Origin of the sequence: Roseinatronobacter domitianus (assembly GCF_023336755.1) — a bacterium.
GTDB lineage: Bacteria > Pseudomonadota > Alphaproteobacteria > Rhodobacterales > Rhodobacteraceae > Roseinatronobacter > Roseinatronobacter domitianus.
Genome location: NZ_JALZWP010000008.1, coordinates 79,164 through 106,135 on the forward strand (window position 1 = coordinate 79,164; position 26,972 = coordinate 106,135).

The window sequence follows — 26,972 nt, forward strand, 5'->3', positions numbered from 1 at the left end:
GTCAAGGGGGGCTGCGGAAAACCGATTCACCAAAGCTGTGCAGCCGGTCCCTAAATCTCGTGAAGGATTGGTGGTGTGTCGCAGACCCGTTGCGCGATCTCGACGACATGACGATGATGGGTCAGGTAAATCGCCTGACCACTGCGCCCGATCTGCTCCATCACGCGGCAAGCGGCGCTTGTGCGATGCTCATCGAAGGTTTCAAAGATATCATCGCAAAAGAACGGCAAGCAGGTGCCCTGCGCGACCAGTTGCTCATGCGCGGCCGCCCGCAACGCCAAGTATAGCTGGAACCGCGTGCCTTTGGACATGTCGGCCACGCGCTTTGTCGCGCCCGCCGCGTCCACCGCAAGAAGCGTTTCGCCGTTGCCATCTGCTTGGCTGGTCAGCCGCGTATAGGCGCCTTGTGTCAACCCGGCAAAGCAACGTTCCGTCGCGGCCATCATGCCGCTGCGATGCGTATCGCGATAGCGCCGGATTGCCGTGTCGGCCAGACGATGGCCGAAAGACAGTTCAAGGTAATCGCGTGCGGCCTCTTGAAGCTGCAATTCCAACGTGGCCCGCTGTTCGGTCAGGCTGGCAATATCGGCATCGCCCGTGATCTGCGCGAGGGCTTGCAACGCCGTCACACGCGCTTCGGTCGCGGCAGTCCGGTGCTGTTCGGCCTGCGTCAGGTCATCCTTGCAGCGCCCGGCCTTGGCGTTGAGCGTGGCAAGGCTTTCTCCGTCCAATGCCGCTCGAGCGGAAACAAGATTATCGACGCCAAGTTCCGACAGAATGCTCAAGGCAAGCCCGGCCCGTCTCTGGCGCTTTTCTATCACGCTTGCCGCCTGTTTTGCGGTCGCGCGCAACGCATCAAGCGTGCCGATATCGGACCCGGTCGGAAACTCCGCCCCGTATACTTCGACGGTCCGAGCAATTTCATCCAGACGTTGACTTGCCTCTTCCTGAAGATGCCGCGCAGTTTTGATCCGCGATTCCAGCTCATGTGCGCGTGTGTCGGCATGGCGCGCTGCATCAGATGCCGCGCGCAGCCTTGCGAAACTGTCCGCCGGCGTATCCCCCAGCGCAAGCCCGTGCGCCGCAGCAAGCGCTGCGACCTTTTCAGCGAACAGAGCCTGATCGCGTTCCATTGTGCCGACACGCTGCGCCGCTTCGGCACGCGTGGCATTCTGGGCGGCAAGGGCGCGCAATGGGTCTAATGTGGCCAACAACAGCTCCGGGGCGACCGCTGTGCCAAGCGCGTCAGTCACTGCGTTGCGCCATGCCGTTTCGGCCTGTGCCATGTCATGCTGGCAGGCCGCAAACCTGTCGGCCCGTTTTGCCAGATCAGCGTCCGCCCGTTGCAATGCATCTTTTGCGGCGGCAAGCCTTTCGCGCGCGTTGTGCTCTGCCTCTGCAAGGCGGCGCGCGGCGGCGACAGCACCTGCGACATCGGGCGCCGCTTGGTCCAGATGCGGCATAATCGCATCCAGCAAAGCCTGTGCGCGCTGAACTGTGGCCGCGTGGGTATCCCTCATTTGCGCGGCAGCCAATTCGGCCTCTTGCGCAGCCTTGTGCCGCAAGACCCAATCCAGCCATTCGCCGGGTTGAATCGGTGTGCGCAGCCCCGACGCGCTGGCCGCATCGTTCACCTGTGACAGAAGCGCCTCACGGTCGCGGTCAAGCTCTGCCAAACGGGTCTGGGCCTGATCGGCGCGCGCCTCGGCCTCTGCTATCGCTTGCGCGATCTGGCGCAATTGCCCAAGCTCCGCGGCATGGGCAATCCGGCTCTCTTGCGCGGCATCAAGGGCCTGCATCGCAGCTTCAAATTCCGCAGCCGTCGTTGCGGTCAGGGCGCTCAGATGAATTGTCCACAGGCGGTCACGCTCGGCGCGCAGCGCAACGATTCGGTCGTCAGGACAAACGTCGCTGTCGCTAAGCAAGGCATCGGCCTGCGCCCGCCGCGCGGCGGCATCGGCGCGGTGTGTGTCGCGCGCTGACCGTTGTTCGGAAATTTTCTGCCCGTTCGTCTCATACAGACCGGTCAATTCGCGGGCGCGGATCTCGGTCATGGAGCAGTCAGGAAGCGTTAAAAACCGTGTGCCGGGATGGGCAAGGCGTTCCAGCGCCACCCGCGCGGCTTGCTCTGCGCTTGTCATGGCTTGCAGCGCCGTTGCATGTGCGGGCATCAGCCTGTCTGAGTCATGCCGCGAAAGGATCGCGCCCAGCCCTGCACGCGCCGGGTTCTGCGCTGTCAGGCGATCAACCTCTGCTTTGGCGCGATCCCGGCGATCGGTCAGATCGGCCAGTTCTTGTGCTTCGGATTGCACAGCGGCCATGGTGGCACGCACGCGGTCGCGGGCCGCATCCAGACCCGATAGTTGCGCCTGTGTCGGCGCAAGGCGGCTTGGATCGCACGCCTCTGGCGCGCCAAGGTCACGGGCGGCATGAGCCATCGCCGCTTCGGCACGGGCCAGTTGATCGCGGCGGCGCGGCAGGTCCAGCGCGTTCGACACATCGCGCGCCCGCAACTCTTCCAGCAGATCAAGGTCTTCGGACAGCGCCACAAGGTCGGGTGACAGGCGCAAAGTGTTTCGTTGCGTATCCAGTTCAGCCAACTCGGCATCAAGACGCTCGATTTCAGCTTCGATATGGCTTTGATCGGTCTTGAGGGTAACAAGCGTTTCCAAATCAAAGCCCAGATGGTCCGGGTATGCCGCAAAAGGCGCGACCTGTTGGTCGAGCGCGTCCATCTCGGCCAGAAGCGGCAAGGCGCGGCGCTGTCCCTCCAGTTCCGCGGCATCGGCCTGCAAGCGGTCTCGTGCGGCATTGGCATCGGCCTCGGCAGCGGTCGCGTCGACGGCGGCCTTTTTCAAGGACCGCCATGCACTTGCTGTCACGTCTTGCGCGCGGATATCCTTCTCGACCTCTGCCAGATCGCGTTTCAACGCAGCGATCCGGGTCTTGGAGGACTTCTTGCGCCATACAGCATCGGCTTCTGCGCGAACACTGTCCAGCACGCTGCTCAGATGCGCGACACCCGCCGCCGCGCCAAATAGCAGCCGCCCCGTATCGCTGCGCGCCTGCACAATTTCGTCACCGCCGCTTTCTATCGTGACATCGTCAAGGCATAGAAGGTTGCGATATTCGTCCTCGCCCATGCCGCCCAGATGCGCCGCGAGGGCCGCTTCGGGCAAAGGGTTGCCGTTGACGTCCACAAGATTGCCGCTGCGTTTGGAAAGGCGGGTGAAGCTGCGGAGCGTGCCGTCTATCTCGACCTCTCCGCTAACTTGCAGATTGGCCCGCTGATGCTTGAAGGCATAGGGTTCAACATGCTTAAACCCGTAGAACAGCCGCAAAACGGCTTCCATTGTGGTCGTCTTTCCTGCCTCGTTCGGGCCATAGACAATGTGGAAATCCGGGCGCGCGCCGGTCTCTCCGAAATCCAGCACCCGGTCGGTGAAATGGCCGAAGCGATCAAGCGAGAAACGTCTTAGCCGCATCACCCTTCGGCCCCTCTTAGCCGCGCAAGCACTTGACGCGCGCCGCTGCTCGACAAGGTTTCTGTCAGAACCTCGACCGCGTCTTGATCGGTCAACAGCACGGAACGCACCGATGCGGGAAGATCCCCAAGCAGCTCTTCGATCTCGGCGCAGGCGGCGGCATGGAACGCGGGTTCTGTCGCGATCTCGTGCATCAGCTTCGTCAACTCGGTGGTTGCGGTGCCGCTTTGCGCGGCGCTGTCCGGAGCGTCAATCTGTAGCAACAGCTTGTCCAGCCACAGCCTGCCACTGTCTTGCGCCATCGCGGCGACTGTCTCTGTCCAGATGTCCCGATCGCGCAGGATGTGCCAATGGCGCGGCGGCCTGCCGGTCAAGGTCAGTCGCACCACGCCGGCGTTCGAAGCAAGGGTATCTGCCAGATGCTGCACATGGCGGCGCAGAGTCGCGCGCAAAGCGTCATCGTTCTGAATATCCGATATGTCGAGTGATGCGCTCGTGAACTCCACCACAGAGGTCGGCACCTGGGCCACGTCTATCCGCCCATCCGCGATGGTCAAAAGGCTTGCAGATTTCGGCCCAGCCTCGCCAATATCGCGGCCTTGCGGAATGCCGGGCATCACCACCCAAGGGTCGCGGGAATGCACCTTGCGTTTGTGGATATGGCCCAAGGCCCAGTAATCGAACCCCATGCCGCTCAGGTCGGCCAGACTGCACGGCGCGTAGGTGTCATGGCCTGCCGCCCCTGCCAAGGATGTGTGCAACATTGCGATGTTGACGGCACCCGCAACGGGTTCGGAAAAGCGGGGCAGCAGGCTGTCGGGTGCTTCGGGCCGCGCAAAACTGACTCCGTGAACCCAGAGATCCCCGGCCAGTTGCACGCGCCCGCCACGCGCATCAAAGACATGCACATTGTCAGGCAACTCCAGCGCGCCGGTAATCGGATTTTCGGCGTCATGATTGCCCTTAATGTAGAAGACCCGAATATCCGCACGGCGTAACCGGTCAAGCTGCGCGGTCAGGAACGCTGCGGTTCGCGCACTTCGGGCACGCCCATCAAACAGGTCGCCCGCGATCAGAACCGCCAGAACCTGCTCGGACAGGGCTGTGTCGACCAGTTGGGCAAAGGCCGTGCGCGTGGCGGCCTGAACCTTGTCGCGCAGGGTTTCGTCCCGCAGCGCCAGCGACCGCAACGGAGAGTCGAGATGAATATCGGCTGTGTGCAGGATTTTTTGCAATGCGGCCACGATCTGCTGACAATCCCCAAACCATGCCCATGCAGCGCGCCCGGAACAACCTTAAAATTATCAGCATAAGACAAGCAAGGGTATTGCCCGACCGCGTGACCTTTCTTGCGATAAGCACGCCCTTGGGCGTGTTTGCATCCACAGCGGCCTGCAAGCGTTTGTCCATGTGGGGTTTTATCTTGGGTGAATCAAAAAAGAATCCCATTTTATCCATTAAAATCAATGGGATTTGGCGGACAGTGAGGGATTCGAACCCTCGAGACGGTTCCCCGCCTACACACTTTCCAGGCGTGCGCCTTCGACCACTCGGCCAACTGTCCGGCGTGCGCGTCTTAGCGCGGTGCCATTGGGGGCGCAAGTCCAGTTTTGGTTTATGGCAGAGCGGCGTGGCGGTTCACGTCTTTATAGAGCAGGTAACGAAACGGTTCCGGGCCGCCCGCATAGCAGGCTTGTGGGCAGAAGGCGCGTAGCCACATGAAATCGCCTGCTTCTACCTCGACCCATCGCTGGTTCAGATGGTAGACGCCTTTTCCCTGCAACACATACAGCCCGTGCTCCATAACATGCGTTTCATCGAACGGAATGACCGCGCCCGGTTGCAGCGTCACGATGGTGATGTGCATGTCGTGGCGCAGGTCGGTCGGGTCCATGAAGCGGGTGGTCGCCCAACCGCCGTTGGTGTCGGGCATCTCGGACGGGGCGATGTCGTGTTCCTGCGTGAAGAAGGCATCGGGTGCGGGCAACCCTTCGACCGCGATGTAGCGTTTGCGAATCCAGTGAAAGACTGCGCCCTTGGTTGCGCGGATGGTCCATTTGGCACCGGCGGGGATATAGGCAAAGCCGCCCTCGGTCAGGCTATGGGTGGCGCCCTCTAGCGTGATCTCGACTGCACCTTCGACCGCAAAGATCGCGCCTTCGGCATTGGGATCGGTTTCGGGCCGGTCGCTGCCGCCGCCCGCGCCCAACTCGACAATATATTGCGAGAACGTCTCGGCAAAGCCGCTGAGCGGGCGGGCCAGAACCCAGAAACGCGCCTTGTCCCAAAACGGCAGCGCGCTGGTCACGATGTCCGACAACACGCCACGCGGAATAACGGCAAAGGCTTCGGTAAACATCGCGCGGTCTGTCACAAGCTGCGATTGCGGGGGCAGGCCGCCTTTGGGCACGAAATAGTTGCGGGCGGGTTTGGGTTTGTCTGTCATTCTCGGCCATTGTCCATCTGCTGCAGAATCACCCTAGCCCCGTCCTGCCCTCGCGACTAGCGTGGAAAGCCGACAGGTGCTTTCGGCATTTCCGGGCAATCAGGATGCGGGGCGCAGCCGGATCAGTTTGCCGTCCTCGCCATCGGTCAGGACATAGATAAACCCGTCATCCGGCCCGACGACCACATCGCGGATGCGCCATCCTTCGCCCTCCAGAAGGCGTGCAACTGGGGTGATCTGGCCGTTCTCCTCACTGTAAAGCCCAAGGTAGCGGTGCAGCAGGTTGCCGATCAGCAGGTGTCCATCCCAGTCTGGAAAGGCCGCACCGTCATAGAACGCCATGCCCGAGGGTGGGTTGTGGTCGCTGCGCCCGGCGGGCCAATGGAAAACGGGCGCGACGAACCCGTCACCGGGGCTATGCGGGGGCGCGAATTCGTCGCCGCCGCGATAGGTTACGCCATGTGATACCAAGGGCCAGCCGTAATTGCCGCCGCGCTCAATGATATTTACCTCGTCGCCGCCGGCTTCGCCATGTTCGGCCAGCCATAGCGCGCCGGTGCCGGGATGAACCGTCATGCCCTGAATGTTACGGTGGCCGTAGGACCAGATCGCGCCCGCTGCGCCAGCCTGGCCGACAAAGGGGTTATCGGCGGGGATGTCACCGTCCAGCGTCAGACGAATGACCGAGCCATTCTCGCTGCTCAGGTCTTGGGCGATGTGGTCGGGCCCGAAATTCTTGAAGCCCCGGTCGCCAAAGCCTGCGAAAACATGGTCATCGGCAAAGGCAATGCGCGAGCCAAAATGTGCGCCGCTGTCAATGCCGGGGTGGACCGCGTGCAGCACTTCCAGATCGCGCAGGGCCATGCCGTCCAGCCGCGCGCGGCCCAGATGCGTGGTGGTGCCATCTTCTGCCGCGCCGGTCCATGTCATGTATAGCCAGCCGCTCTCTGCAAAGTCGGGGGCGGGGGCAATGTCCAGAAGCCCGCCTTGGCCACCGAATACGACATCAGGCCCGCCCGACAACGCGACCAGCCCATCGGGATGCCACAGCAACACGTCCCCGCCGCGCTGCGTTAGCGCAATGCGGTTTGTTCCGGGCAGAAAGGCCAGCGCCCAAGGGCGGTCAAGGTTGTCTTGCAAGACTTCGACTGTGTAGTCCTGCCCGAATGCTGGGCTGACAAACGCAAGGCTGGCGGCGAAGAGCGGGGCGAGATGGCGGGTCATGGCGTCTCCTTCTTTGTGGCAAGACAAAAGCCGGAACGGATGAATTTCAACTCACGATCGCGCGGGATGGCCCGTTTTGCTTGACTCTGGTCGCACAGAAGCCTATCCGCCAACGCAATACCCGGAAGCGTTAGCCTTCCGGTCCTATGCCTGTGGCAAGGATCGCCACCCACCAGCGCGTTGCGCCCGTGGGTGCAGAACCGGTTTGAATGGCCCTTTGGGGCGGGAGAGATGCGCATGTTCGAGAACCTGTCAGACCGGCTGTCCGGTGTCTTTGACCGGCTGACCAAACAGGGTGCCTTGTCCGAAGATGACGTTCGTGCCGCCCTGCGCGAGGTGCGCGTGGCGCTTCTGGAGGCGGATGTTTCGCTGCCCGTGACGCGTGATTTCGTCAAGCGGGTGCAGAAAAAGGCCACCGGCGCATCTGTCACCAAGTCGATCACGCCGGGCCAGCAGGTTGTCAAGATCGTGCATGACGAACTGATCGCCATGCTGGAAGGCGAGGGCGATCCGGGTGCACTGAAAATCGACAACCCACCCGCGCCGGTTCTGATGGTGGGCTTGCAGGGTTCTGGCAAAACCACCACCACCGCGAAACTGGCCCGCCGCCTGTCCGAGCGTGAGGGCAAGCGTGTTCTGATGGCATCGCTTGACACCAACCGCCCGGCGGCCATGGAGCAGTTGGCGATCCTCGGCACTCAAATCGGGGTCGATACGCTGCCTATCGTCAAAGGCCAATCGGCGGTTGATATTGCCAAACGCGCCAAGCAACAGGCCACTTTGGGCGGCTATGACGTGTACCTGCTGGATACCGCAGGCCGGTTGCATATTGACGAAACCCTGATGGATGAAGTGCTGGCCGTCCGCAACGCTGTCAGCCCGCGCGAAACACTGCTGGTTGTCGATGGCCTGACCGGGCAAGACGCCGTCAACGTGGCTGCTGAATTCGATGGCAAGATTGGCGTAACTGGCGTGGTCCTGACCCGCATGGATGGCGACGGGCGCGGCGGTGCTGCGCTGTCCATGCGCGCTGTGACCGGCAAGCCCATTCGCTTCGTGGGCTTGGGCGAAAAGACCGATGCGCTGGAAACTTTTGACCCCAAGCGTGTCGCAGGCCGCATCTTGGGCATGGGCGACATCGTTGCGCTGGTGGAAAAAGCGCAGGAAGTGCTGGAGGTCGAACAGGCCGAACGCATGATGAAGCGCTTCCAGAAAGGTCTGTTCAACATGAACGACCTGAAGATGCAGCTTGACCAGATGTTGAAGATGGGTGGCATGCAAGGCGTGATGGGCATGATGCCGGGCATGGGCAAAATGTCCAAGCAGGTCGAGGCCGCAGGCTTTGACGACGGCATGTTGCGCCAGCAGATCGCCCTTATCAATTCCATGACCAAGAAAGAACGCGCCAACCCCGCGTTGTTGCAGGCCAGCCGCAAGAAGCGCATTGCCAAGGGTGCCGGGCTGGACGTGTCGGACCTGAACAAACTGCTGAAGCAACATCGCCAGATGGCCGACATGATGAAGACGATGGGCAAGAAGGGGATGCTGAAACAGGCTATGGGGGGCATGTTCGGCAAGGGCAAAGGGGCCGATGCCATGCCCGACCCCGGCCAGTTGGACCCCAAATTGGTGCAAATGGCCGAACGGCAGATGATGGGCGGTGGCGGTGGCCTGCCCGGTGGCCTGTCTGGGATGTTCAAGAAAAAATGACCCACCTCGAAACGGGCTTTGCCCGATGTCTTTCAGGGATGACCGACCATGAGTGATGACAGCGCCCGCGCCGCCGAAGTTTTGGCCAACCACCGCGACAGCATCGACCGGCTGGACGCGATCCTTGTCTATACGCTGGGCGAGCGGTTCAAGCACACCCAAGCCGTGGGCCGCCTGAAAGCGCAACATGATCTTCCCCCGTCCGACCCTGCGCGCGAAGAGCGCCAGATCGAACGGCTGGAATGGTTGGCGCAAGAAGCCGACCTCGACCCGGAATTCGCCAAGAAATTCCTGAACTTCGTGATTTCGGAAGTCATCCGGCACCACGAGAATTTACAACGCTAAACCGGCGGGCCACATGCCCGCCCGCCAGTCTTGAAGGAGAAACTGACATGGCAACGAAGATCCGTCTGGCCCGTGGTGGGTCCAAGAAGCGCCCGCATTACGCGATTGTGGCCTCTGATTCGCGCATGCCGCGCGATGGCCGCTTTCTGGAAAAGCTGGGCACCTACAACCCGCTGCTGCCCAAAGACAGCGAAGACCGCGTAAAAATGGACATGGAGCGCGTGCAGCACTGGCTGGACCATGGCGCCCAGCCGACCGACCGTATCGCGCGCTTCTTGGAAGCTGCGGGCGTTCGTGAAAAGGCTACCCGCGCCAACATGAAGAAAGCCCAGCCCGGCAAGAAGGCGCTGGAACGCGCCAAGGAAAAGGCCGCCAAGGCCGAAACCGCTGGCGAAGCTGCCGAATAACGGCATATGCCGCGACCGGGCAGCCCGTCTGCCCGGTCATCATTGTGAACTTTCTACTATTGGACGCTGCCGATTGGGTTTAGACTCTCTTTCGTGTAGTTTGCCGGGTACTGGTTCATGAAAATCTTGATCGTCGGAGAGAACGCGTCTGCCCGCAAAGGTGGCGAAGCTATCCTTCCGCTGAAATACGCCGTTATGATGCAAGAACGGGGACATGATGTCGCTCTTGTCACGCATGCCCGCAACCGCGACGAGATAACCACCGATTATCCGACCCTTGCTCCCGTCACTTCTTATATTGAGGATGCGCCAAGCCATCGTTGGCTATGGGCCGTTGGGGAACGGTTTCCAGCCGGGGTGCAGGACCAGTTATTCGGCGGGCTGATCCATATCCTGACCGCCCTCGACATGCGCAAACTGGTGCGCGCGGCGCTTTCGCAGGACAGGTTCGACGTGGTGCATCAGCCGATCCCGGTATCGCCCATGGCCCCGTCGCCGCTGCATGGGCTAAACGTGCCGCTGGTCATTGGCCCGATGAATGGTGGCATGTCCTATCCTCCCGGCTATGGTGAGCGTGAAGGCATCATCCTGCGAATGTTTCTGAAGCTGGGACGACTGACGATGCGGTTTGCCAACCGTTTGTGGGCGGGAAAGCTGCAAGCCGCTGTGCTGCTGGTGGCCAATGAGCGGACGCGGCGCGCGTTGCCGTTGGACCATGACCGGATCATCACGATGACCGAGAACGCGGTGGACCTGCGTGTCTGGAAGCTGCCCGCAGAGCAACCCGACGCTGGCCAGCGCCACGGGTTCCGGCTGACATTCATCGGGAGGATGATCCCTCTTAAGGGGTTGGACCTGACCTTGCAGGCCATGCTGATCGTTCGGGCCAGCCGTCCCGATCTGAACATCACGCTGGATATTCTGGGCGACGGCCCGGAACGCGCATGGATCGAACAGCGTGCAATTCCGGGGGTTTATGTCCACGGCTTGTTGACGCAGGCAGAATGCGCGGCGCGGCTGGCCGGTGCGGATGCGCTGATCCTGAATTCCCTGCGCGAATGCGGTGGTGCGGTGATCTTGGAGGCAATGGCGCTGGGCGTGCCGGTCATTGCATCGGATTGGGGCGGGCCGGCAGAATATGTCACGCCCGAAACCGGCTTGCTGGTCCACCCATCGCCGCCTCAGACCTTTCCGAAGCGGCTGGCCGCCGCGATCCTGCAACTTGCCGACAATCCCGATTTGGCACAGCGTATGGGCGCGGCAGGCGTCGCGCGCGTGGCTGCGCATTTCGATTGGGAAGATCAGGCAGACCGCATGGAAGAGATTTACAACTCGGTCCGGGCTTGACTTGCAATCCCTTGCGGAATTTGAACAAGGCTGGGGCGCAATCAGTGCACGGGGCAGCATCATGACACGGCCATCAGGGTCACAACGCAACAAGTCGGAACGGGTCTGCGTGGGCGCGGTCGCCGGGGCCTACGGGGTGCGCGGCGAGGTTCGGCTGAAAAGCTTTTGCGCCGAAGCCGAGGCGATCGGCAGTTACGGCCCGCTTTGGTCCGAGGACGGAACGCGCAGCTTTGAGATCACCTTGGGCGCGGCGGTGGCGCAGGGGTTCGCCGCGCGTCTGAGCGGTGTGCAGTCCCGCGAGCAGGCCGATGCGCTGCGTGGTCTGCGGCTGTTCGTGGATCGTGCCCGCCTGCCCAGCTTGCCGGATGATGAATTCTACCACGCCGACCTGATTGGCCTAGAGGTGTTCGACACTGGCGGCACGTCGCTTGGCCGGGTCAAGGCTGTGCTGAACCATGGCGCCAGCGACCTTCTGGAGCTTGTCAGCCCCGGTCGCAAGGGCGCGGTTCTGCTGCCATTTACACAGGCAATTGTGCCGACGGTGGACCTTGCAGCAGGGCGAATCATTGCGGACCCGCCCGAAGGGTTGCTGGAATGAGCGCATCGCCGCCACGCCGCGCAGCGGGCCGCCTTGCGGTGACGCCGTCTTTGGCACCGCGCGATCTTGCGCGCCCGCGCCCGCCCGCAATGGCGTGGCAGGCGCGTATTATTACCCTGTTTCCCGAAGCCTTTCCCGGCATTCTTGGCCTGTCTTTGACCGGACGCGCCCTGAAAGAAGGCCGCTGGGGGCTAGAGACGTTCGACCTGCGCCCCTTCGGCATCGGCAAACACCGCAACGTCGACGACACGCCTGCCGGGGGCGGCGCGGGCATGGTGCTGCGCGCCGATGTGCTGGATCGCGCCATAGACACCGCGCAGCGCGGTGCACCCGCTGACCGGGCCGATTGGCCGCTGGTCTATCTGTCGCCGCGCGGTCGGCCCTTTACCCAAACCATGGCGCGGGATTGGTCGCGCGCGAAGGGTGTCACGATGCTGTGTGGCCGGTTCGAGGGCGTCGATCAGCGCGTGCTGGACCATCACCGCGTTGAGGAAGTGTCTTTGGGCGATTTCGTCCTGACCGGCGGCGAATTGGCCGCGCAAGCGATGATCGATGCCACGGTGCGGCTGTTGCCCGATGTGTTGGGCAACGCGGCCTCGACCGAGGAAGAGAGCTTCAGCGCGGGGTTGCTGGAGCATCCGCAATACACCAAGCCTGCCGAGTGGAATGGGCTTGGTATTCCGCCGGTGCTGCTATCGGGCAACCATGCAGAGATTGACCGCTGGCGGCAGGAGCAGGCGGAAACAATTACCCGCGCCCGGCGCCCGGATTTATGGGCGGCGTGGACGGATGGCAAGCCGGATTAGGGGGCTTTGCCCCCGCCGCGCGTGCCGCGCGTCTCCCCCAGGATATTTAGGCAAGGATGAACGGGATTAGTGAAAATCCCGGCTGGGGAAGAGTTTGCGCGCCTGTTCGCGGGGATGGCGCGCGCCGGATGTGCCGGGGGCCATGCTTGGAACGGCGCGGCGCACCTCGTCGCCGCGCCCGTCATTGGCGGGCAGCGGCGCGGGGCCACCGAGTTGTGACAGCATGGGCGAGATGTCGTCGATTTGCTCGGCGATGACATGGATCACTGCCCCGTCGCGCTGCACCCGGCCCGTGACTTGTAGCAACCGCCCGCCAATGACCGCGCGGCGAAAGCGGTCATACATGGTTTTCCAGACCACGACATTGGCGCAGCCGGTTTCATCTTCGAGTGTGAGGAACACCACGCCCGACGCTGTGCCGGGGCGCTGGCGCGTGATGACCAGCCCCGCGATACTGACGCGGCGCGTGGCCTGTGGCAGCTTGTCATGCGGCAGGGTGCTGGCCAAGCGTGGGCGCAGAAGTTCCAGCGGATGCGCGCGCAAGGACAGGCGTAGCGCGAGGTAATCTTCGACCACCGCTTCGCCCAGTGACATGTCGGGCAGGGTGACGGTGGGTTCCACGCCGCCTTCGCCATCCATGCCGAACAAGGGCAGCGGCGCGGGGGCACGCAAGGCCCGCACTTGCCAGAGAGCCGTGCGGCGGGGCAGCCCGATGCCCGTGAACGCATCGCCTTCGGCCAGCCGTTCCAGCGTGTCGGGGGCGACACCTGCGCGCCGCCACAGGCTGTCTATGTCGGGGTAGCCATTGCCGCGCGCGGCCACGATCCAGTCGGCATCATCCTGCCCCACGCCTTTGATTTGGCGAAAGCCCAAGCGCAGGGCAAGGGTGCCATCCGCGCGGGATTCCAGCGTGCAATTCCAGTCGGAATGGTTGACAGAGACGGGGCGAATTTCGACGCCATGCTCGCGCGCGTCGCGCACCAGTTGGGCCGGGGCGTAGAACCCCATGGGCTGACTGTTGAGCAGCGCGCAGGTGAAGACCGCCGGATGGTGGCATTTCAGCCAGGCCGAGATATAGACCAGCCGCGCAAAGCTGGCGGCATGGCTTTCGGGAAAGCCGTAGCTGCCGAAGCCTTCGATCTGGGCAAAGCAGCGCGCCGCGAAATCGGGGTCATAGCCGCGCGAGAGCATGCCGCTGATGAAGCGGTCGCGGAAGCCGCCGATCGTGCCCATGCGTTTGAAGGTCGCGAGTGCGCGACGCAGTTGGTCGGCCTCTGACGGGGTGAAGCCCGCCGCGACCACGGCAATCTGCATGGCCTGTTCCTGAAACAGCGGCACGCCGTAGGTGTGGCCCAGAACCTCCATCATCGCGGGGCCAAGGTCTTCGACCGGTTCCTTGCCTTGGCGGCGGTTGATGAACGGATGCACCATGCCGCCCTGAATGGGGCCGGGGCGCACGATGGCCACCTCGCAGACCAGATCGTAGAATGCGCGCGGGCGCATGCGGGGCAGAAAGTTCAACTGCGCGCGGCTTTCGACCTGAAACACGCCAATCGCATCGGCACGGCAGAGCATGTCGTAGACGGCAGGGTCTTCGGGCGGGACATTGGCCAAGTCCAGCTTTTGCCCCCGATGTTGCGCCAGCAGGCCAAAGGATTTGCGGATCGCGGTGAGCATGCCCAGCGCCAGCACATCGACCTTCAGCAGCCCCAGCGTGTCGATATCGTCCTTGTCCCATTCGATGATGGTGCGGTCCTCCATCGCCGCGTTTTCAATCGGGCACAGGTCATCCAGCCGCCCCTTGGTGATGACAAACCCGCCCACATGCTGCGACAGGTGGCGGGGGAAGCCGATAATTTCTGCAATCAGTGCCAACGCCTGCCCCATGCGGCGGTCATCCGGGTCCAGCCCGGCTTCGCGCAGGCGCTCCGCATCGGGGGGCGCGGCGGACCAGCCCCAAAGCTGGCCCGACAGCCGCCCGATCACATCGGCGCTCAAGCCCATGACCTTGCCGACCTCGCGGATGGCGGCGCGGGTGCGGAAATGGATGACGGTCGCGGTCAGCCCGGCGCGGTCCCGCCCGTAGCGGTTGTAAATCCACTGGATGACCTCTTCGCGGCGCTCATGTTCGAAATCCACGTCAATGTCGGGCGGTTCGCCGCGTTCCTTGGAAATGAACCGCTCGAAAATAAGCGTAATCGATTCGGGCGGCACTTCGGTCACGCCCAGCAGGTAGCACACGACCGAATTGGCGGCAGACCCGCGCCCTTGGCATAGGATACCGCGCGAGCGGGCGAAGGCGACAATGTCATGCACGGTCAGGAAATAGGGGGCGTAATCCAGATCGGCGATCAGGCGCAATTCGCGGGTCGTGCGTTCGACAATCTTGGGCGGCGCGCCTGCGGGGTAGCGTTTGCGCAGCCCTTCGCCCGCCAGCCTTTCCAGCCGGGCTTGGGCGGGCTCATCGTTCTGCGCTTCGTCGGGGTATTGGTAGCGTAACTCGTCCAAGCCAAAGGCGCAGGCATCGGCAATCTGGAGGGTGCGGCGGATGGCGGCAGGGTGCGCGCGGAACATATGCGCCATTTCCGCGCTGCCTTTCAGCCGGTGTTCGGCATGGGGCAGGCGATGCTGGCCGATGGTGTCTATGGTCAGGCCAAGGCGCAGACAGGTCAGCACATCGGCCAAGGGGCGGCGCTGGGCCGTGTGCATGACGGCGTCGCCCAAGGCGACCAAGGGCAGGCCGGTTGCCTGCGCCCATGCGCCAAGCTGGGCCAGCCGCGCCGGGTCGCGCCCGTCATAGCGGGGGGCGGCACCAAGGTAGCATTGGCCGGGGAAGTGGTTAAGCATGTCGCGCAGGTCAGGGGGTGCCGCGTTTTGCAGCGGGTCTGGCGGCAGGGCGATCAGGATCATGCCGTGGCAACCGGCATAGAGGTCAGCGCGCGCAAGGTGGCATTCCCCCTTCGGCGCGCGGCGTTTACCAAGGGTCAGCAGCCGCGTCAGCCGCGACCATGCAGGCAGGTCCGTGGGCAGAGCCAGCCACTCGGTCGCGCTGTCGGTCAGCACCAAACGCGCGCCGGGGATAAGCCGGGGCAGGGGGCGGTCGGGGAGGGCCGCAGGCATTGCATCGGGCGTGGTGGTCTGGCGGCTGGACGGGTCGGTCTGGCGCTGGGCGCGCACACCTGCCGCATGGGCCAGCCCTTCGGCCCGCAGCCGTGCCAGTTCTTTCAGCGCCGCATAGGCCCGCACCACGCCTGCGACGGAATTGCGGTCTGTGATGGCGATGGCGTGCAATCCCAGTTCGGCGGCGCGCGTGACCAGTTCTTCGGGGTGGGATGCCCCGCGCAGAAAGCTGAAATTCGTGGTCACGCAAAGCTCTGCATAAGCGTGGTCTGACATGGCGGGCCTTGAGTTTGTTCTTGTTTTGTTCATATATCTGTAATTAGCTTCAAGTCGAGTCCCGACGCCAATGTGCAAACCCCTTGCGTTCGGGCGCGCATGCGCCTATATCACTTGCAACAGCGGCGTATCGAAAGATGCACCACCGGAATTTTCAACGGGCCGCACGGCCCGTTTTTTGTTTTCTGAACCCCAAGGAGGGGTCATGAGCGACCTGATCGCGAAAACTACGCTCGACCAGCGGCTGGCAGCCATTGTGGCCCCGGTCATCGAAGGTCTGGGCTTCGAGTTGGTGCGCCTGCGCGTCATGTCGGGCAAAAGCCGGACATTGCAGATCATGGCGGATCGGGCCGATGGCGGCATAGAGGTGCAGGATTGCGCCGATATTTCGACTGCCGTGTCGGCGGTGCTGGATGTCGAAGACCCGCTGGAAGATGCCTATACGCTGGAAGTGTCCAGCCCCGGCATTGACCGCCCCTTGACCCGGCTGAAAGACTTCGATGCCTGGAACGGCTACGAAGCGCGGATTGAAACCACCGAACTGATCGACGGGCGCCGCCGCTTTCGCGGCATTTTGGCGGGCGTCGAGGGTGACGAAGTGCTGATCGAGCTGGAAGAGGGTGGCGAACCTGTCACCATCGGCCTGCAATTCGACTGGTTGTCAGACGCAAAGCTGGTCCTGACCGACGAGCTGATCGCGGAAATGCTGCGCGCCCGCAAAGCCAGCGGCGCGATAGACGAATCGCAATTCGACGAGATTGAAACCGACGCGCCGGAGACCGCGCGCCCCGAGGAGAGCTGAGCATGGCCATCACATCTGCAAACCAGTTGGAACTGCTGCAAACCGCCGAAGCTGTGGCGCGCGAAAAGATGATCGACGCCGAGTTGGTGATCGAAGCGATGGAAGACAGCCTCGCCCGTGCCGCAAAGTCGCGCTACGGGGCCGATATGGACATCCGCGTGGCCATTGACCGCAAGACCGGGGTTGCCACCTTTACCCGCGTGCGCACCGTGGTCGAGGATGACCTGCTGGAAAACCACCATGCTGAACTAACCGTCAAGCAGGCCGCGCCCTATCTGGATGATCCCAAGATCGGGGATGAGATCATCGACGAGGTGCCCCCCGTGGAACTGGGCCGGATTGCTGCGCAATCGGCCAAGCAGGTCATCTTGCAGCGTGTCCGCGAAGCTGAGCGTGATCGCCAGTATGAGGAATTCAAGGACCGCGCCCACACCATCATCAACGGTGTGGTCAAGCGCGAGGAATATGGCAACATCATCGTTGATGTGGGTGCTGGTGAAGCGATCCTGCGCCGCAATGAGAAGATTGGCCGGGAAAGCTATCGCAACGGCGACCGCATTCGCTGCTACGTGAAAGACGTGCGCCGCGAAGCGCGCGGGCCGCAGATATTCCTGTCGCGCACCGCGCCCGAATTCATGGCCGAACTGTTCAAGATGGAAGTGCCGGAAATTTATGATGGCATCATCGAGATCAAGGCCGTCGCCCGTGACCCCGGTTCGCGCGCCAAGATCGGCGTCATCTCCTATGATTCGGGGATTGACCCGGTCGGCGCTTGCGTTGGTATGCGCGGCAGCCGCGTGCAGGCCGTTGTGAATGAATTGCAGGGCGAAAAGATCGACATCATCCCCTGGACCGAAGATCAGGCCACATTCCTTGTGAATGCGCTGCAACCGGCAGAAGTCAGCAAGGTTGTGATCGACGAGGAAGCCGGCAAGATCGAGGTCGTGGTGCCCGATGAACAGCTGTCGCTGGCAATTGGTCGTCGCGGTCAGAACGTGCGTTTGGCAAGCCAGTTGACCGCGTTGGATATCGACATTCTGACCGAATCGGACGAATCAGCACGCCGTCAGGCCGAATTTGCGGCCCGCACCAAGCTGTTCATGGATGAATTGGACATTGACGAGATGATGGCCCAGCTTCTGGTCGCAGAAGAATTTACCGCGCTGGAAGAGGTCGCCTATGTCGAGCTTGACGAGTTGCTGGCCATTGACGGCTTCGACGAAGAGACCGCCGAAGAACTGCAAACCCGCGCCCGCGAACGTCTGGAAGCGGTTGCCGCCGCAGCCTTGGCCGCCGCGCGCGAATTGGGGGTGGAAGACAGCCTGATCGAATTCGATGGCCTGACCCCGCAGATGGTGGAAGCATTGGCGAAAGACGGCATCAAGACGCTGGAAGACTTTGCGACCTGCGCCGACTGGGAATTGGCGGGTGGCTGGACCACCGTCAATGGCGAGCGTGTGAAGGACGAAGGGCTTCTGGAACCTTTCGACATGAGCCTTGAAGAAGCACAAACCTTGGTCATGACCGCACGGGTTCTGCTGGGTTGGGTTGACCCGACCGAGATGGAGACTGCGGCTGACGAAGACGAGGCCGAAGAGGCCTCGGACGACGAGGTTCAGGAAGAAACGCGCTAGGATCAACCAGATGGCACGCGGCGGGCGCAAGGAAGAACGCGACGGGCCCGAGCGGCGCTGCATCGCCACCGGGGACAGCCAGCCTGCGCGCGGGCTGATCCGCTTCGTGGTTGGGCCAGACGGGCAGATCGTGCCGGATGTGGCTGGCAAACTGCCGGGGCGTGGCATCTGGGTCAGCGCCGACCGTGCGGCGCTGGACCTTGCGGTGAAGAAAAAGCTCTTCGCGCGTGCGGCGCGGCAAGCTGTCATGGTGCCAGAGGGCTTGGCTGATCTGGTTACAGCGCTTGTTCGGCAGCGGGTGATCGACCTGCTGTCCTTGGCGCGCAAAAGCGGGCAAGCGATCGCCGGTTATGAAAAATGCCGCGAGTTGGCCATGGCCGATGAGATGGCGGTGCTGATCCAGGCTGCCGACGGATCGCCTCGCGGCAAGACGAAACTGCGCCCCCCAGAGGGCGAGAAGACCTATATCGACTGGTTGTCGGCTCAGGAATTGGGTTTGGCATTCGGCCGTGAACATGTGATACATGCCGCGCTTCGTGCTGGCGGATTGCGGCGACCTGTTGTAGAGGAAGCCGCAAGACTGGCAGGACTGCGCACAGATATCGGTGGATATGCCACCGGAGAGGACAAGACGGACGCATGAGCGATACAGACGGTAAAAAGACACTCGGACTGGGCGGACAAGGCGGTCAGGTGAAGCAAAGCTTCAGCCATGGGCGCACGAAATCGGTCGTGGTCGAGAAGAAGCGCAAGCGCGTTGTCGTGCCGAAGGCGGCAGGGCAGCCCGGCGCTGGTGCAGGCAAACCGTCCGGCACGCCGAAATCGGACCCGTCGCGTCGTCCCGCCGGCATTTCCGAAGCCGAGATGGAGCGCCGCCTGAAGGCGCTTGCCGCCGCCAAGGCGCGTGAGACCGAAGAAGCTGCTGCCCGGCTGGCAGAGGAAAAGGCCCGCGAGGAAGAACGCCAGCGCCGCCGTGACGAGGCCGAGGCTCGCGAGCGCGAAGAGCGTGAACGCGAAGAAGCCCTGCGCGCCAAGGAAGAAGAAGACGCCCGCGCCAAGGCTGAAGCCGAAGAGCGCAAAGCGCGCAAGGCCGCCCCTGCGCCTGCTCCGGAGCCTTCGGCCCCTGCTGCGCCCGAGGCGCCATTGTCCGAACGTGCCCGCCCCGCGGGTGGAGATGCTCGTAAACCGGCAAAGCGCGATGATGAGCGTGGCGGGCGCCCGGCGAAACCGCGTGAAGATGGCGGCCGTCGCTCTGGCAAGCTGACCTTGAATGATGCTTTGACTGGTGGCGGTGGACGGCAACGCTCCATGGCTGCGATGAAGCGCAAGCAGGAAAAGGCCCGCCAAAAAGCGATGGGGCAAGCCCAGTCGCGCGAAAAAGTCGTGCGTGAAGTGCAACTGCCCGAAACCATTGTGGTGCAGGAATTGGCCAACCGTATGGCCGAGCGCGCCGCCGATGTGGTCAAGTCCTTGATGAAAATGGGCGTCATGGCCACCATGAACCAATCCATTGACGCTGACACCGCCGAACTGGTGATCGAGGAATTCGGTCACAAGATGGTTCGTGTGTCCGATGCCGATGTGGAACAGGTGATTGAACAAGTCGCGGATAACCCCGACGACCTGCAATCGCGTCCGCCGATCATCACGATCATGGGGCATGTCGACCACGGTAAAACTTCGTTGCTGGATGCGATTCGCAAGACCAACGTGGTCTCGGGCGAGGCCGGTGGCATCACCCAGCATATCGGTGCCTATCAGGTTACGACCGAAAGCGGCGCGGTTTTGTCCTTCCTCGATACGCCGGGCCACGCTGCTTTTACCAGCATGCGCGCACGCGGTGCGAATGTGACCGACGTCGTCGTGTTGGTCGTGGCTGCCGATGATTCGGTCATGCCGCAGACCATTGAGGCGATCAATCACGCCCGCGCCGCCAAGGTGCCGATGATCGTGGCGATCAACAAATGTGACCGCCCCGCCGCCGACCCCAACAAGGTCCGCACCCAGCTTTTGCAGCATGAAGTTGTTGTCGAAGCCATGTCTGGCGATGTGCAGGATGTGGAAGTTTCGGCAGTGACGGGTGCAGGTCTGGACGAATTGCTGGAAGCTATCGCGCTTCAGGCCGAAATTCTGGAACTGAAGGCCAATCCAGACCGTTCTGCTATGGGTGCCGTGATCGAAGCGCAGCTTGATGTGGGCCGTGGTCCCGTCGCGACTGTCCTTGTGCAGAACGGCACGCTTCGCCAAGGCGATATCTTCGTTGTGGGCGAGCAATGGGGCAAGGTCCGGGCGTTGCAAAACGATCAGGGCGCACGCGTCAAGGAAGCTGGCCCCTCTGTTCCGGTAGAGGTGTTGGGCCTGAACGGCACGCCCGAAGCCGGTGACGTGCTGAACGTGGTCGAAACCGAAGCCCAAGCGCGCGAAATTGCCGAATACCGCCAGCAAGCGGCCAAGGACAAGCGCGCTGCCGCCGGTGCTGCCACCACGCTGGAACAGCTTATGGCCAAGGCCAAGGAAGACAAGGACGTGGCCGAGCTGCCCGTGCTGGTCAAGGCTGACGTGCAGGGGTCTGCCGAGGCGATCGTTCAGGCACTGGAAAAGATCGGCAACGAGGAAGTGCGCGTGCGCGTGCTGCATTACGGTGTCGGCGCGATCACTGATTCGGATGTGGGTCTGGCCGAGGCCTCGGGCGCGCCCATCATCGGCTTCAACGTTCGTGCCAACGCGACTGCGCGGGGCTCAGCCCAGCAGAAGGGTGTCGAGATTCGGTATTACTCGATCATCTATGATCTGATCGACGACATCAAAGCCGCAGCCTCTGGTCTGCTATCGGCGGAAGTGCGCGAAAACTTCATCGGCTATGCCGAGATTCGCGAAGTGTTCAAGGTTACGGGTGTGGGCAAGGTTGCCGGCTGTCTTGTGACCGAAGGCATTGCGCGTCGCTCTGCCGGGGTCCGTTTGCTGCGCGACAACGTGGTCATCCACGAAGGCACGCTGAAAACCCTCAAGCGCTTCAAGGACGAGGTCAAGGAAGTGCAATCGGGTCAGGAATGCGGCATGGCGTTCGAGAATTACGACGATATCCGACCGAAGGATGTCATCGAAATCTTCGAGCGCGAAGAGATCGAACGCAACCTGACCTAAGGGTAATGAATACGAAAAAAGGGGCGCCGGTAGGTGCCCCTTTTTTAATGGCCGCTTCGGGATGGTTTATGTGCCGGGCGCGTTGACCAATCGTAGCGCCACCCGGCGCAATGTTGCGTTCAAGCGGTCAATTTCTGGTCCTGAATGACCGCAATCAGCAATGGCGCGGACCATGCATAACAGCCAGTTTTCGGCATCTTCCGCACGCACCGGCACATGGGCGTGAATCTCTTTCAGGTCCATATGCCCATGATGTTCTGCATAGTATCGCCGCCCGCCAAAGAACCCGCATAAAAAGGCGAATTGTTCGGTGCGGGCATTCGCCATGCCTTGCCCGCGCTCATGCAACAGGCGCAGATGCGCGCCCTCTGGCAAGGTCTCCATCAGGTCGTAAAACGCTTCGACCAAAGCGCGCACGGCCTCCTCGCCGCCCAACTGGTCTATCAGCGGTTTTTGCATAGGCTTAGGACCGGGGCCGTTCCTTTTTCGGGTCGTAATGCGCAAATGGGACAATCCGCGCGGGCAGGCGTTTCTGATGCCCGTCCAGCTTGCCAATTTCCACCTCTGTCCCGATTTCGGCACAGGCCACATCCACCCGTGCCAGCGCGATGGTTTTACCCAGTAGCGGCGAGCGCATGGCGGACGTCACCTCGCCGACCTGCGCGCGCCCGATATGGACGCAGTCGCCATGGCCCACCTCTGCATTGCTATCAATGTCCAGCCCCACCAGCTTGCGGGCCGGGTGTTCCTTGCGGCGGATCAGCGCGTCTCTGCCAATAAAGTCGTCAGTTTTGGATTTCAACGGCACGGTAAAGCCGATGCCCGCCTCAAAAGGGTCGGTCTGGTCGCTGAAATCATAGCCTGCAAAGATCAGCCCGGCCTCTATCCGAACCATGTCCAACGCCTCTAGCCCGAAAGGGGTAAGGCCATGATCTTGGCCCGCCTCCCAGATCGCGTCGAACACGGCGGCACAGTCGCGGGGGTGGCACATCACTTCGTAGCCCAGCTCGCCCGTGTAGCCGGTGCGTGACACGACAATCGGCACGCCATCTGGTCCGTGTAGCCGCGCGGGCGTAAAGCGAAACCAGTCCAATTGGTCAAATGTCGGGCGGTGCGGAGCGGTCCAGACGACTTTGCGCAGCAGGTCGCGGCTTTCCGGCCCCTGCACCGCGACATTGTGCAACTGGTCCGTCGAAGACCGCACCAGCACGTTCAGCCCCGCCTTCTCGGCCTGCTCGCGGATCCATTCGCCGCCGTAATCGCTTCCGCCGATCCAGCGGAAATTGTCGCGCCCCAACCGGAACAGCGTTCCGTCGTCGATCATGCCACCATGCGGGTAGCACATTGCAGTATAGACAACCGCGCCTTCGGCCATGGTTTTCACGTTGCGGGTGAAAATGTAGTGGCACAGCGACTCTGCATCCGGGCCGGTAATCTCAAACTTGCGCAGCGGCGACAGGTCCATGATGACGGCTTTTTGCCGGCAGGCCCAATATTCCTGAATGGTGCCCGCCGTGGCAAAGGAACTGGCCAACCAATAGCCGTTATATTCCACGAAATTACCAGTGAATTTCGCAAAACTGGCGTGGAAGCCGGTTTCTTTGGTCATCTTTGGCTCCGAATCTGGGGTGGCGCGGATCGCGATCGCGCGTTTGAAAGGTTCCGTGCCGCTATAGGTGCGCACATGAATGTCGGTCGGGTTCCAGCCATTGGCGGCGGTGGTGTCGTCGGGGCAGGCGGAACTGACGCAGACCAGATCGGTCAGTGCGCGCAGCAGCACATAGTCACCGGGGCGCGACCACGGCTCGTCGGTATAGAGCACGCCGTGGTCATCCAGCCCGGTGTTGAAGAAGAAGTTGATCGCCATCCAGCCGGGGCGCGGATCGGCGCCGAACCCGGCCAGCGCGCCGTTGAAATTGTCGGTGCAGTTCACATGGCCGGGATAGCCGATATCGTCATAGTATTTTGCGGCGCAGGCCATGGCAAAAGCATCGTGCCGCCCGCAGGTGTCTTGGATCACCTCGACCAGCGGGGTCATGTCCTGATCGTAGTATTTCGCGTGCAGGCCCGGCATGGGGTAGGCGTGCCCCATCAGCGTGCGGGTGGTTGTCACGTCCAGCGGGCGTTGCAGGCCGCGATCCAGCTTGCGCGCATCGAAACACTGGAAGTCGGTGCATTGGCGGCCATCGACATCAAGGATTTGGATGAAGTCACCCGCCTTGACGAAATAAGCTTCTGCCGTCGTGGAGTGCACGCGGATATCGGCCAGCGGATCTGCCAGCGGGTCGGGCAGATCGAACCCGGCGCGCGGGCGCAGCTTGGCGCGGGTAATCAGAATTGCCAGCGGGGTAAGCGTGTCTTGCGCATGCGGCGACATCGCATTTCCCGGTGCGGCAATCAGCAGATGCGCGTCGCGGGTGGCGGTAAACTCTTCCGAGACACCGGCCTTGGTGGTGCTATCGAACAAGCGCAGGCTGGGGGCATGGGCAAGATCTGCGCCCAACTGCGTCAGCTTTTGCCGCACACGGTGCAGCGATGCCGCGTCCGAGGACAGAACCGCACGTATCCCCTCTGTCTGCGCATTTGCGGGGGCACCAAGCGCGCCTATGTCGCACTTCCCCTCTGCACCAACGGCCAGCAACTCCGCGGCTTGTCCGCCTTCCATGTTGCGGATATTCACCCGATCGCCCTGATGAAGCTGCACTAGGATCGCGCCGCCACCTTCTACCTGGTAGCGTTCCACCCCGGCGGGCAAGGTCAGCCCTTGCGGCAGACGCACTGCGCTGGGCCGTGGCGCGCCGGGCGTGACCTTGGGGTAGCTGTCAAGCGGCATGGCCGCGTCCTCCATGAAAAGAAAGGAATATTTATTTCCCATGAAGAATATTTGGAAACACCCTGTCAGGCAAGACAATTCTGGAAACTGCGCGCACGCCATTGCCTAGGCAACTCCTTATCGACTATCGCAAGAGGCGCGACCATGCGGATAATCGCCAATGACCTTTGCCTTGATGATGCTACTGGCTTGCTTGATCGACCTTGCTATCGGCTGGCCTGATGGGCTGTATCGTCGGGTCGGGCACCCTGTTACATGGCTGGGGCGCGCAGTTGCGTTCATGGAGCGGCGCTGGAACCGGGGCGGACGTGCGGCGCGGCTTGGGCTGGGTGCGCTGACGGTTATTTTGGTTGTCGGCGGCGCCTTGCTGCTTGGCTTCGCGATGCAGTCGCTTTTGCCGCAGGGCTGGCCAGGCGTTGCGATCGGGGCGGTGCTGGCATGGCCCTTGGTTGCATTACGGTCGATGCAGGACCATGTTCGCGCGGTCGAACTTCCGCTGGTGCAGGGTGATCTGTCGACCGCGCGCCATGCCGTGTCTATGATTGTCGGGCGCGATGTCTCTCAGGCAGATGACGCCGCGATCAGCCGCGCCGCTTTGGAGAGCTTGGCGGAAAATAGCGCCGACGGAATTGTGGCGCCAGTCTTCTGGGGCGTGGTCGCCGGTCTGCCGGGGATACTGGCCTATAAGGCGATCAATACGCTCGATTCCATGATCGGCCATCGCAATGAGCGGTATGAGGCGTTTGGGAAGGTTGCTGCAAGGCTGGATGATGTGGCAAACCTGATCCCGGCTCGGTTGACAGGTTTGTTCTTCGCGCTTGTGGGGGGGCGGCCTTTGCGTGCTTTGCGCATCATGTGGCACGACGCCCGCGCGCATCGCTCACCCAATGCAGGGTGGCCGGAAGCGGCTATGGCAGCCAGTCTGGATGTGCGCCTGTCTGGGCCACGGCAATATGGTGCTACGGTTACGCAAGAGCCGTGGTTGCATGGCGACGGGGCAGAGGCCAAGCCCGCCAGTCTGACACAAGGTCTGATACTGTATCGCCGAATGCTGGCACTGATGCTTGCAGTTCTGGCCCTGATCGGGGGGATTATCTATGCGTGACCATGGCGGTGATCTGGCGCGCGCGCAGGCGCTGTATGGGGCGGGCGATTGGCTGGACCTGTCCACGGGCATTAACCCGCTTGCCTATCCCATGCCCCACCTGTCGCCCTATGTGATGACACGTTTGCCGGAGTCGACCGACTTGGCCATGCTGGAGGCTATTGCGCAAGACTGCTACGGCACAGCCGCGTCCGTGGTGCCGTTGGCAGGCGCGCAAGCCGCGATCCAGCTTGTGCCGCGACTGCGTGTCCCCGGTGTCGCGCGGGTGCTGGGGCCGACCTATAACGAACATGCCGGAGCCTTGGCCGCGCAGGGCTGGCAGGTCAAGCAAGTGCAATCGCCCGATGAACTGGCGGGTGCCGATCTGGCCGTGGTCGTAAACCCCAATAACCCCGATGGGCGAGTTCTGTCGCCTGACGCGCTTCTCGCGCTGCGTGACCGTGTCGGTCTGTTGGTGGTCGATGAAAGTTTTGTCGATGTGATGCCCCAAGCCTCGATTGCCCCGCTCATGACACTGGCAGAAGACCGGATGATCCTGCTGCGCTCTTTCGGGAAGTTCTATGGGCTGGCGGGGCTGCGCTTGGGCTTTGCCATTGCAGGCGAGGGCCATGCACGGGTGTTGCGCGATCTGGCTGGCCCTTGGGCGGTCAGCGGCCCGGCGCTTGTGGCGGGACAAGCCGCGCTGGCAGATCGTGACTGGCAGGACGCCACCCGCGCCCGCCTGTCGCAAGACGCCGCGCGCATGGATGCCTTGGCGCTCCGGGCGGGCTGGGGCTTGGTTGGGGGAACATCCCTGTTTCGCACCTATCACACGCCCGATGCCACAGCGGCGCAAGCGCAACTGGCGCACGGTCATATCTGGTCGCGGATCTTTCCGTATTCGGGCCATTGGGTGCGGCTGGGGTTGCCTGCGCCGGATGCTTGGGGCCAGTTGGAGCAGGCAATTCTGACCGGGACGGGATCATGAATTTCTTCGGCGACACAAGCAATCTGGACATGGTCGACGCCGCTTCGGTCGCTGTGTTCCTAGCCGTGTGGCTGTGGCTAGGATGGCGGATCGGGCACCCGTCTGCGGCCAAGCCTTCGGTCACGGTTCTGATGCAAGAATACCGGCTGCAATGGATGCAGATGATGGCGGCGCGCGATCCCCGCATTTTCGACGCGCAAATCATGATGAGCCTGCGGCAGAGCACGTCGTTCTTCGCCTCTACCTGTTTGCTTGCAATGGGGGGGCTTCTGGCGCTGATCGGCAATGTCGACCCGCTGCAAGGTGTGGCGACGCGCTTGACCAATATGGAAAGCGCCAGTGCGGTGCTTCAGGTCAAGCTGTTTTTGCCCCTGTTCATGCTGGGCAATGCGTTTCTGAAATTCGTGTGGTCGAATCGTGTTTTCGGTTATTGCTCTGTTATCATGGGGGCTGTCCCGAATGACCCCGCCGACCCGCAAACCCTGCCTATGGCCCTGAAAGCCGGGCATTTGAATGCCCGCGCTGCGCTGAATTTCAACGCAGGTCTACGGTCAATGTATTTCGCGCTTTGCGCGCTGGCATGGGTCGCGGGGGCGTGGTTGTTGCTGCTGGGCGTTGCGGTCACGGCCTGGGTTGTCTGGAGCCGGGAATTCGCCTCCGCCTCGCGCGAAATTATCATGGCGCGCAAGGAAAACAGCGAAGAGCCGTGAGCGATACGCTAAA

20 protein-coding genes and 1 tRNA gene are annotated in these 26,972 nt (G+C 62.4%); 13 read left to right on the plus strand and 8 right to left on the minus strand.

Annotation, left to right across the window (positions count from 1 at the left end; genetic code table 11):
- Positions 1–50: 50 nt before the first annotated feature.
- From M3N55_RS09735 to M3N55_RS09755, 5 genes are all read right to left on the minus strand, one after another.
- Positions 51–3,485 (minus strand): YhaN family protein, encoded by a 3,435-nt coding sequence (locus M3N55_RS09735; RefSeq protein WP_249058376.1) that lies wholly within the window; start codon positions 3,483–3,485, stop codon positions 51–53.
- Positions 3,485–4,729, minus strand: a complete 1,245-nt coding sequence (locus M3N55_RS09740) for a metallophosphoesterase family protein (RefSeq protein ID WP_249058378.1) — start codon at positions 4,727–4,729, stop codon at positions 3,485–3,487. Before M3N55_RS09740 ends, M3N55_RS09735 begins: the two co-directional genes overlap by 1 nt.
- A gap of 230 nt (positions 4,730–4,959) precedes the next feature.
- Positions 4,960–5,049 (minus strand) — tRNA-Ser (locus M3N55_RS09745).
- Between the two features lie 51 nt (positions 5,050–5,100).
- A complete protein-coding gene (locus M3N55_RS09750; protein ID WP_249058380.1) occupies positions 5,101–5,931 on the minus strand; it encodes a bifunctional allantoicase/(S)-ureidoglycine aminohydrolase in 831 nt (276 codons plus the stop codon).
- A gap of 99 nt (positions 5,932–6,030) precedes the next feature.
- Positions 6,031–7,155: a PQQ-dependent sugar dehydrogenase gene (locus tag M3N55_RS09755; RefSeq protein ID WP_249058381.1), complete on the minus strand. Its 1,125-nt coding sequence runs from the start codon at positions 7,153–7,155 to the stop codon at positions 6,031–6,033.
- Between the two features lie 237 nt (positions 7,156–7,392).
- On the opposite strand from M3N55_RS09755, the gene ffh reads away from it, so the two are divergent.
- From ffh to trmD, 6 genes are all read left to right on the plus strand, one after another.
- The gene (gene ffh / locus M3N55_RS09760) at positions 7,393–8,865 is read left to right on the plus strand and encodes a signal recognition particle protein (protein ID WP_249058382.1); all 1,473 of its coding nucleotides are present in this window, start codon (positions 7,393–7,395) and stop codon (positions 8,863–8,865) included.
- Positions 8,866–8,913: 48 nt separating this feature from the next.
- Positions 8,914–9,210 (plus strand): chorismate mutase, encoded by a 297-nt coding sequence (locus M3N55_RS09765; RefSeq protein WP_249058383.1) that lies wholly within the window; start codon positions 8,914–8,916, stop codon positions 9,208–9,210.
- Between the two features lie 47 nt (positions 9,211–9,257).
- Positions 9,258–9,617, plus strand: coding sequence for a 30S ribosomal protein S16 (rpsP, locus tag M3N55_RS09770; RefSeq protein ID WP_249058384.1), 360 nt, complete (start codon positions 9,258–9,260; stop codon positions 9,615–9,617).
- Positions 9,618–9,734: 117 nt separating this feature from the next.
- Entirely contained in the window at positions 9,735–10,964 is a 1,230-nt protein-coding gene (locus M3N55_RS09775) for a glycosyltransferase family 4 protein (protein ID WP_249058385.1), read from the plus strand.
- Positions 10,965–11,025: 61 nt separating this feature from the next.
- Positions 11,026–11,562 (plus strand): ribosome maturation factor RimM, encoded by a 537-nt coding sequence (rimM, locus tag M3N55_RS09780; protein ID WP_249058387.1) that lies wholly within the window; start codon positions 11,026–11,028, stop codon positions 11,560–11,562.
- Positions 11,559–12,368, plus strand: coding sequence for a tRNA (guanosine(37)-N1)-methyltransferase TrmD (trmD, locus tag M3N55_RS09785; protein WP_249058389.1), 810 nt, complete (start codon positions 11,559–11,561; stop codon positions 12,366–12,368). The genes rimM and trmD overlap by 4 nt, the downstream gene beginning before the upstream one ends.
- 66 nt (positions 12,369–12,434) lie before the next feature.
- Here the strand turns inward: trmD and M3N55_RS09790 are convergent, their stop codons facing one another.
- A complete protein-coding gene (locus tag M3N55_RS09790; RefSeq protein WP_249058391.1) occupies positions 12,435–15,764 on the minus strand; it encodes an error-prone DNA polymerase in 3,330 nt (1,109 codons plus the stop codon).
- 205 nt (positions 15,765–15,969) lie between these two features.
- Here M3N55_RS09790 and rimP point away from each other — a divergent pair, with 205 nt between their 5' ends.
- From rimP to infB, 4 genes are read left to right on the plus strand one after another with little or no spacing between them, the layout of a single operon-like run.
- Positions 15,970–16,566, plus strand: a complete 597-nt coding sequence (gene rimP, locus M3N55_RS09795; protein WP_249058393.1) for a ribosome maturation factor RimP — start codon at positions 15,970–15,972, stop codon at positions 16,564–16,566.
- 2 nt (positions 16,567–16,568) lie between these two features.
- Positions 16,569–18,200, plus strand: coding sequence for a transcription termination factor NusA (nusA, locus tag M3N55_RS09800; protein WP_249058395.1), 1,632 nt, complete (start codon positions 16,569–16,571; stop codon positions 18,198–18,200).
- Between the two features lie 10 nt (positions 18,201–18,210).
- Positions 18,211–18,843 carry an RNA-binding protein gene (locus M3N55_RS09805; RefSeq protein ID WP_249058397.1) on the plus strand — a complete coding sequence of 211 codons (633 nt, stop codon included), beginning with the start codon at positions 18,211–18,213 and terminating at the stop codon, positions 18,841–18,843.
- Positions 18,840–21,344, plus strand: a complete 2,505-nt coding sequence (infB, locus tag M3N55_RS09810; RefSeq protein WP_249058399.1) for a translation initiation factor IF-2 — start codon at positions 18,840–18,842, stop codon at positions 21,342–21,344. Before M3N55_RS09805 ends, infB begins: the two co-directional genes overlap by 4 nt.
- A gap of 66 nt (positions 21,345–21,410) precedes the next feature.
- On the opposite strand, the gene M3N55_RS09815 is transcribed toward infB, so the two are convergent.
- Complete coding sequence (locus M3N55_RS09815) at positions 21,411–21,803, minus strand: group II truncated hemoglobin (RefSeq protein ID WP_249058401.1); 393 nt, start codon at positions 21,801–21,803, stop codon at positions 21,411–21,413.
- Between the two features lie 4 nt (positions 21,804–21,807).
- Positions 21,808–24,177 (minus strand): trimethylamine N-oxide demethylase, encoded by a 2,370-nt coding sequence (locus M3N55_RS09820; protein ID WP_249058403.1) that lies wholly within the window; start codon positions 24,175–24,177, stop codon positions 21,808–21,810.
- A gap of 160 nt (positions 24,178–24,337) precedes the next feature.
- On the opposite strand from M3N55_RS09820, the gene cbiB reads away from it, so the two are divergent.
- The 3 genes from cbiB to M3N55_RS09835 are packed head-to-tail and all read left to right on the plus strand — an operon-like array spanning position 24,338 to position 26,959.
- A complete protein-coding gene (gene cbiB / locus M3N55_RS09825) occupies positions 24,338–25,282 on the plus strand; it encodes an adenosylcobinamide-phosphate synthase CbiB (protein WP_249058405.1) in 945 nt (314 codons plus the stop codon).
- Positions 25,275–26,249: a threonine-phosphate decarboxylase CobD gene (gene cobD / locus M3N55_RS09830; protein ID WP_249058407.1), complete on the plus strand. Its 975-nt coding sequence runs from the start codon at positions 25,275–25,277 to the stop codon at positions 26,247–26,249. The genes cbiB and cobD overlap by 8 nt, the downstream gene beginning before the upstream one ends.
- Positions 26,246–26,959 (plus strand): DUF599 domain-containing protein, encoded by a 714-nt coding sequence (locus M3N55_RS09835; protein WP_249058408.1) that lies wholly within the window; start codon positions 26,246–26,248, stop codon positions 26,957–26,959. The genes cobD and M3N55_RS09835 overlap by 4 nt, the downstream gene beginning before the upstream one ends.
- The last annotated feature ends 13 nt before the right edge of the window (positions 26,960–26,972 follow it).

Excerpts from the sequence above, each read along its gene's own strand:
- ffh (WP_249058382.1), top strand. The coding sequence starts at position 7,393 with ATGTTCGAGAACCTGTCAGACCGGCTGTCCGGTGTCTTTGACCGGCTG.
- nusA (WP_249058395.1), top strand. The coding sequence starts at position 16,569 with ATGGCCATCACATCTGCAAACCAGTTGGAACTGCTGCAAACCGCCGAA.
- trmD (WP_249058389.1), top strand. The coding sequence starts at position 11,559 with ATGAGCGCATCGCCGCCACGCCGCGCAGCGGGCCGCCTTGCGGTGACG.
- M3N55_RS09835 (WP_249058408.1), top strand. The coding sequence starts at position 26,246 with ATGAATTTCTTCGGCGACACAAGCAATCTGGACATGGTCGACGCCGCT.
- M3N55_RS09820 (WP_249058403.1), bottom strand. The coding sequence starts at position 24,177 with ATGCCGCTTGACAGCTACCCCAAGGTCACGCCCGGCGCGCCACGGCCC.
- cbiB (WP_249058405.1), top strand. The coding sequence starts at position 24,338 with ATGACCTTTGCCTTGATGATGCTACTGGCTTGCTTGATCGACCTTGCT.
- rimP (WP_249058393.1), top strand. The coding sequence starts at position 15,970 with ATGAGCGACCTGATCGCGAAAACTACGCTCGACCAGCGGCTGGCAGCC.
- cobD (WP_249058407.1), top strand. The coding sequence starts at position 25,275 with ATGCGTGACCATGGCGGTGATCTGGCGCGCGCGCAGGCGCTGTATGGG.
- M3N55_RS09735 (WP_249058376.1), bottom strand. The coding sequence starts at position 3,485 with ATGCGGCTAAGACGTTTCTCGCTTGATCGCTTCGGCCATTTCACCGAC.
- M3N55_RS09765 (WP_249058383.1), top strand. The coding sequence starts at position 8,914 with ATGAGTGATGACAGCGCCCGCGCCGCCGAAGTTTTGGCCAACCACCGC.
- M3N55_RS09750 (WP_249058380.1), bottom strand. The coding sequence starts at position 5,931 with ATGACAGACAAACCCAAACCCGCCCGCAACTATTTCGTGCCCAAAGGC.
- M3N55_RS09775 (WP_249058385.1), top strand. The coding sequence starts at position 9,735 with ATGAAAATCTTGATCGTCGGAGAGAACGCGTCTGCCCGCAAAGGTGGC.
- M3N55_RS09790 (WP_249058391.1), bottom strand. The coding sequence starts at position 15,764 with ATGTCAGACCACGCTTATGCAGAGCTTTGCGTGACCACGAATTTCAGC.
- M3N55_RS09755 (WP_249058381.1), bottom strand. The coding sequence starts at position 7,155 with ATGACCCGCCATCTCGCCCCGCTCTTCGCCGCCAGCCTTGCGTTTGTC.
- M3N55_RS09815 (WP_249058401.1), bottom strand. The coding sequence starts at position 21,803 with ATGCAAAAACCGCTGATAGACCAGTTGGGCGGCGAGGAGGCCGTGCGC.
- M3N55_RS09805 (WP_249058397.1), top strand. The coding sequence starts at position 18,211 with ATGGCACGCGGCGGGCGCAAGGAAGAACGCGACGGGCCCGAGCGGCGC.
- rpsP (WP_249058384.1), top strand. The coding sequence starts at position 9,258 with ATGGCAACGAAGATCCGTCTGGCCCGTGGTGGGTCCAAGAAGCGCCCG.
- infB (WP_249058399.1), top strand. The coding sequence starts at position 18,840 with ATGAGCGATACAGACGGTAAAAAGACACTCGGACTGGGCGGACAAGGC.
- rimM (WP_249058387.1), top strand. The coding sequence starts at position 11,026 with ATGACACGGCCATCAGGGTCACAACGCAACAAGTCGGAACGGGTCTGC.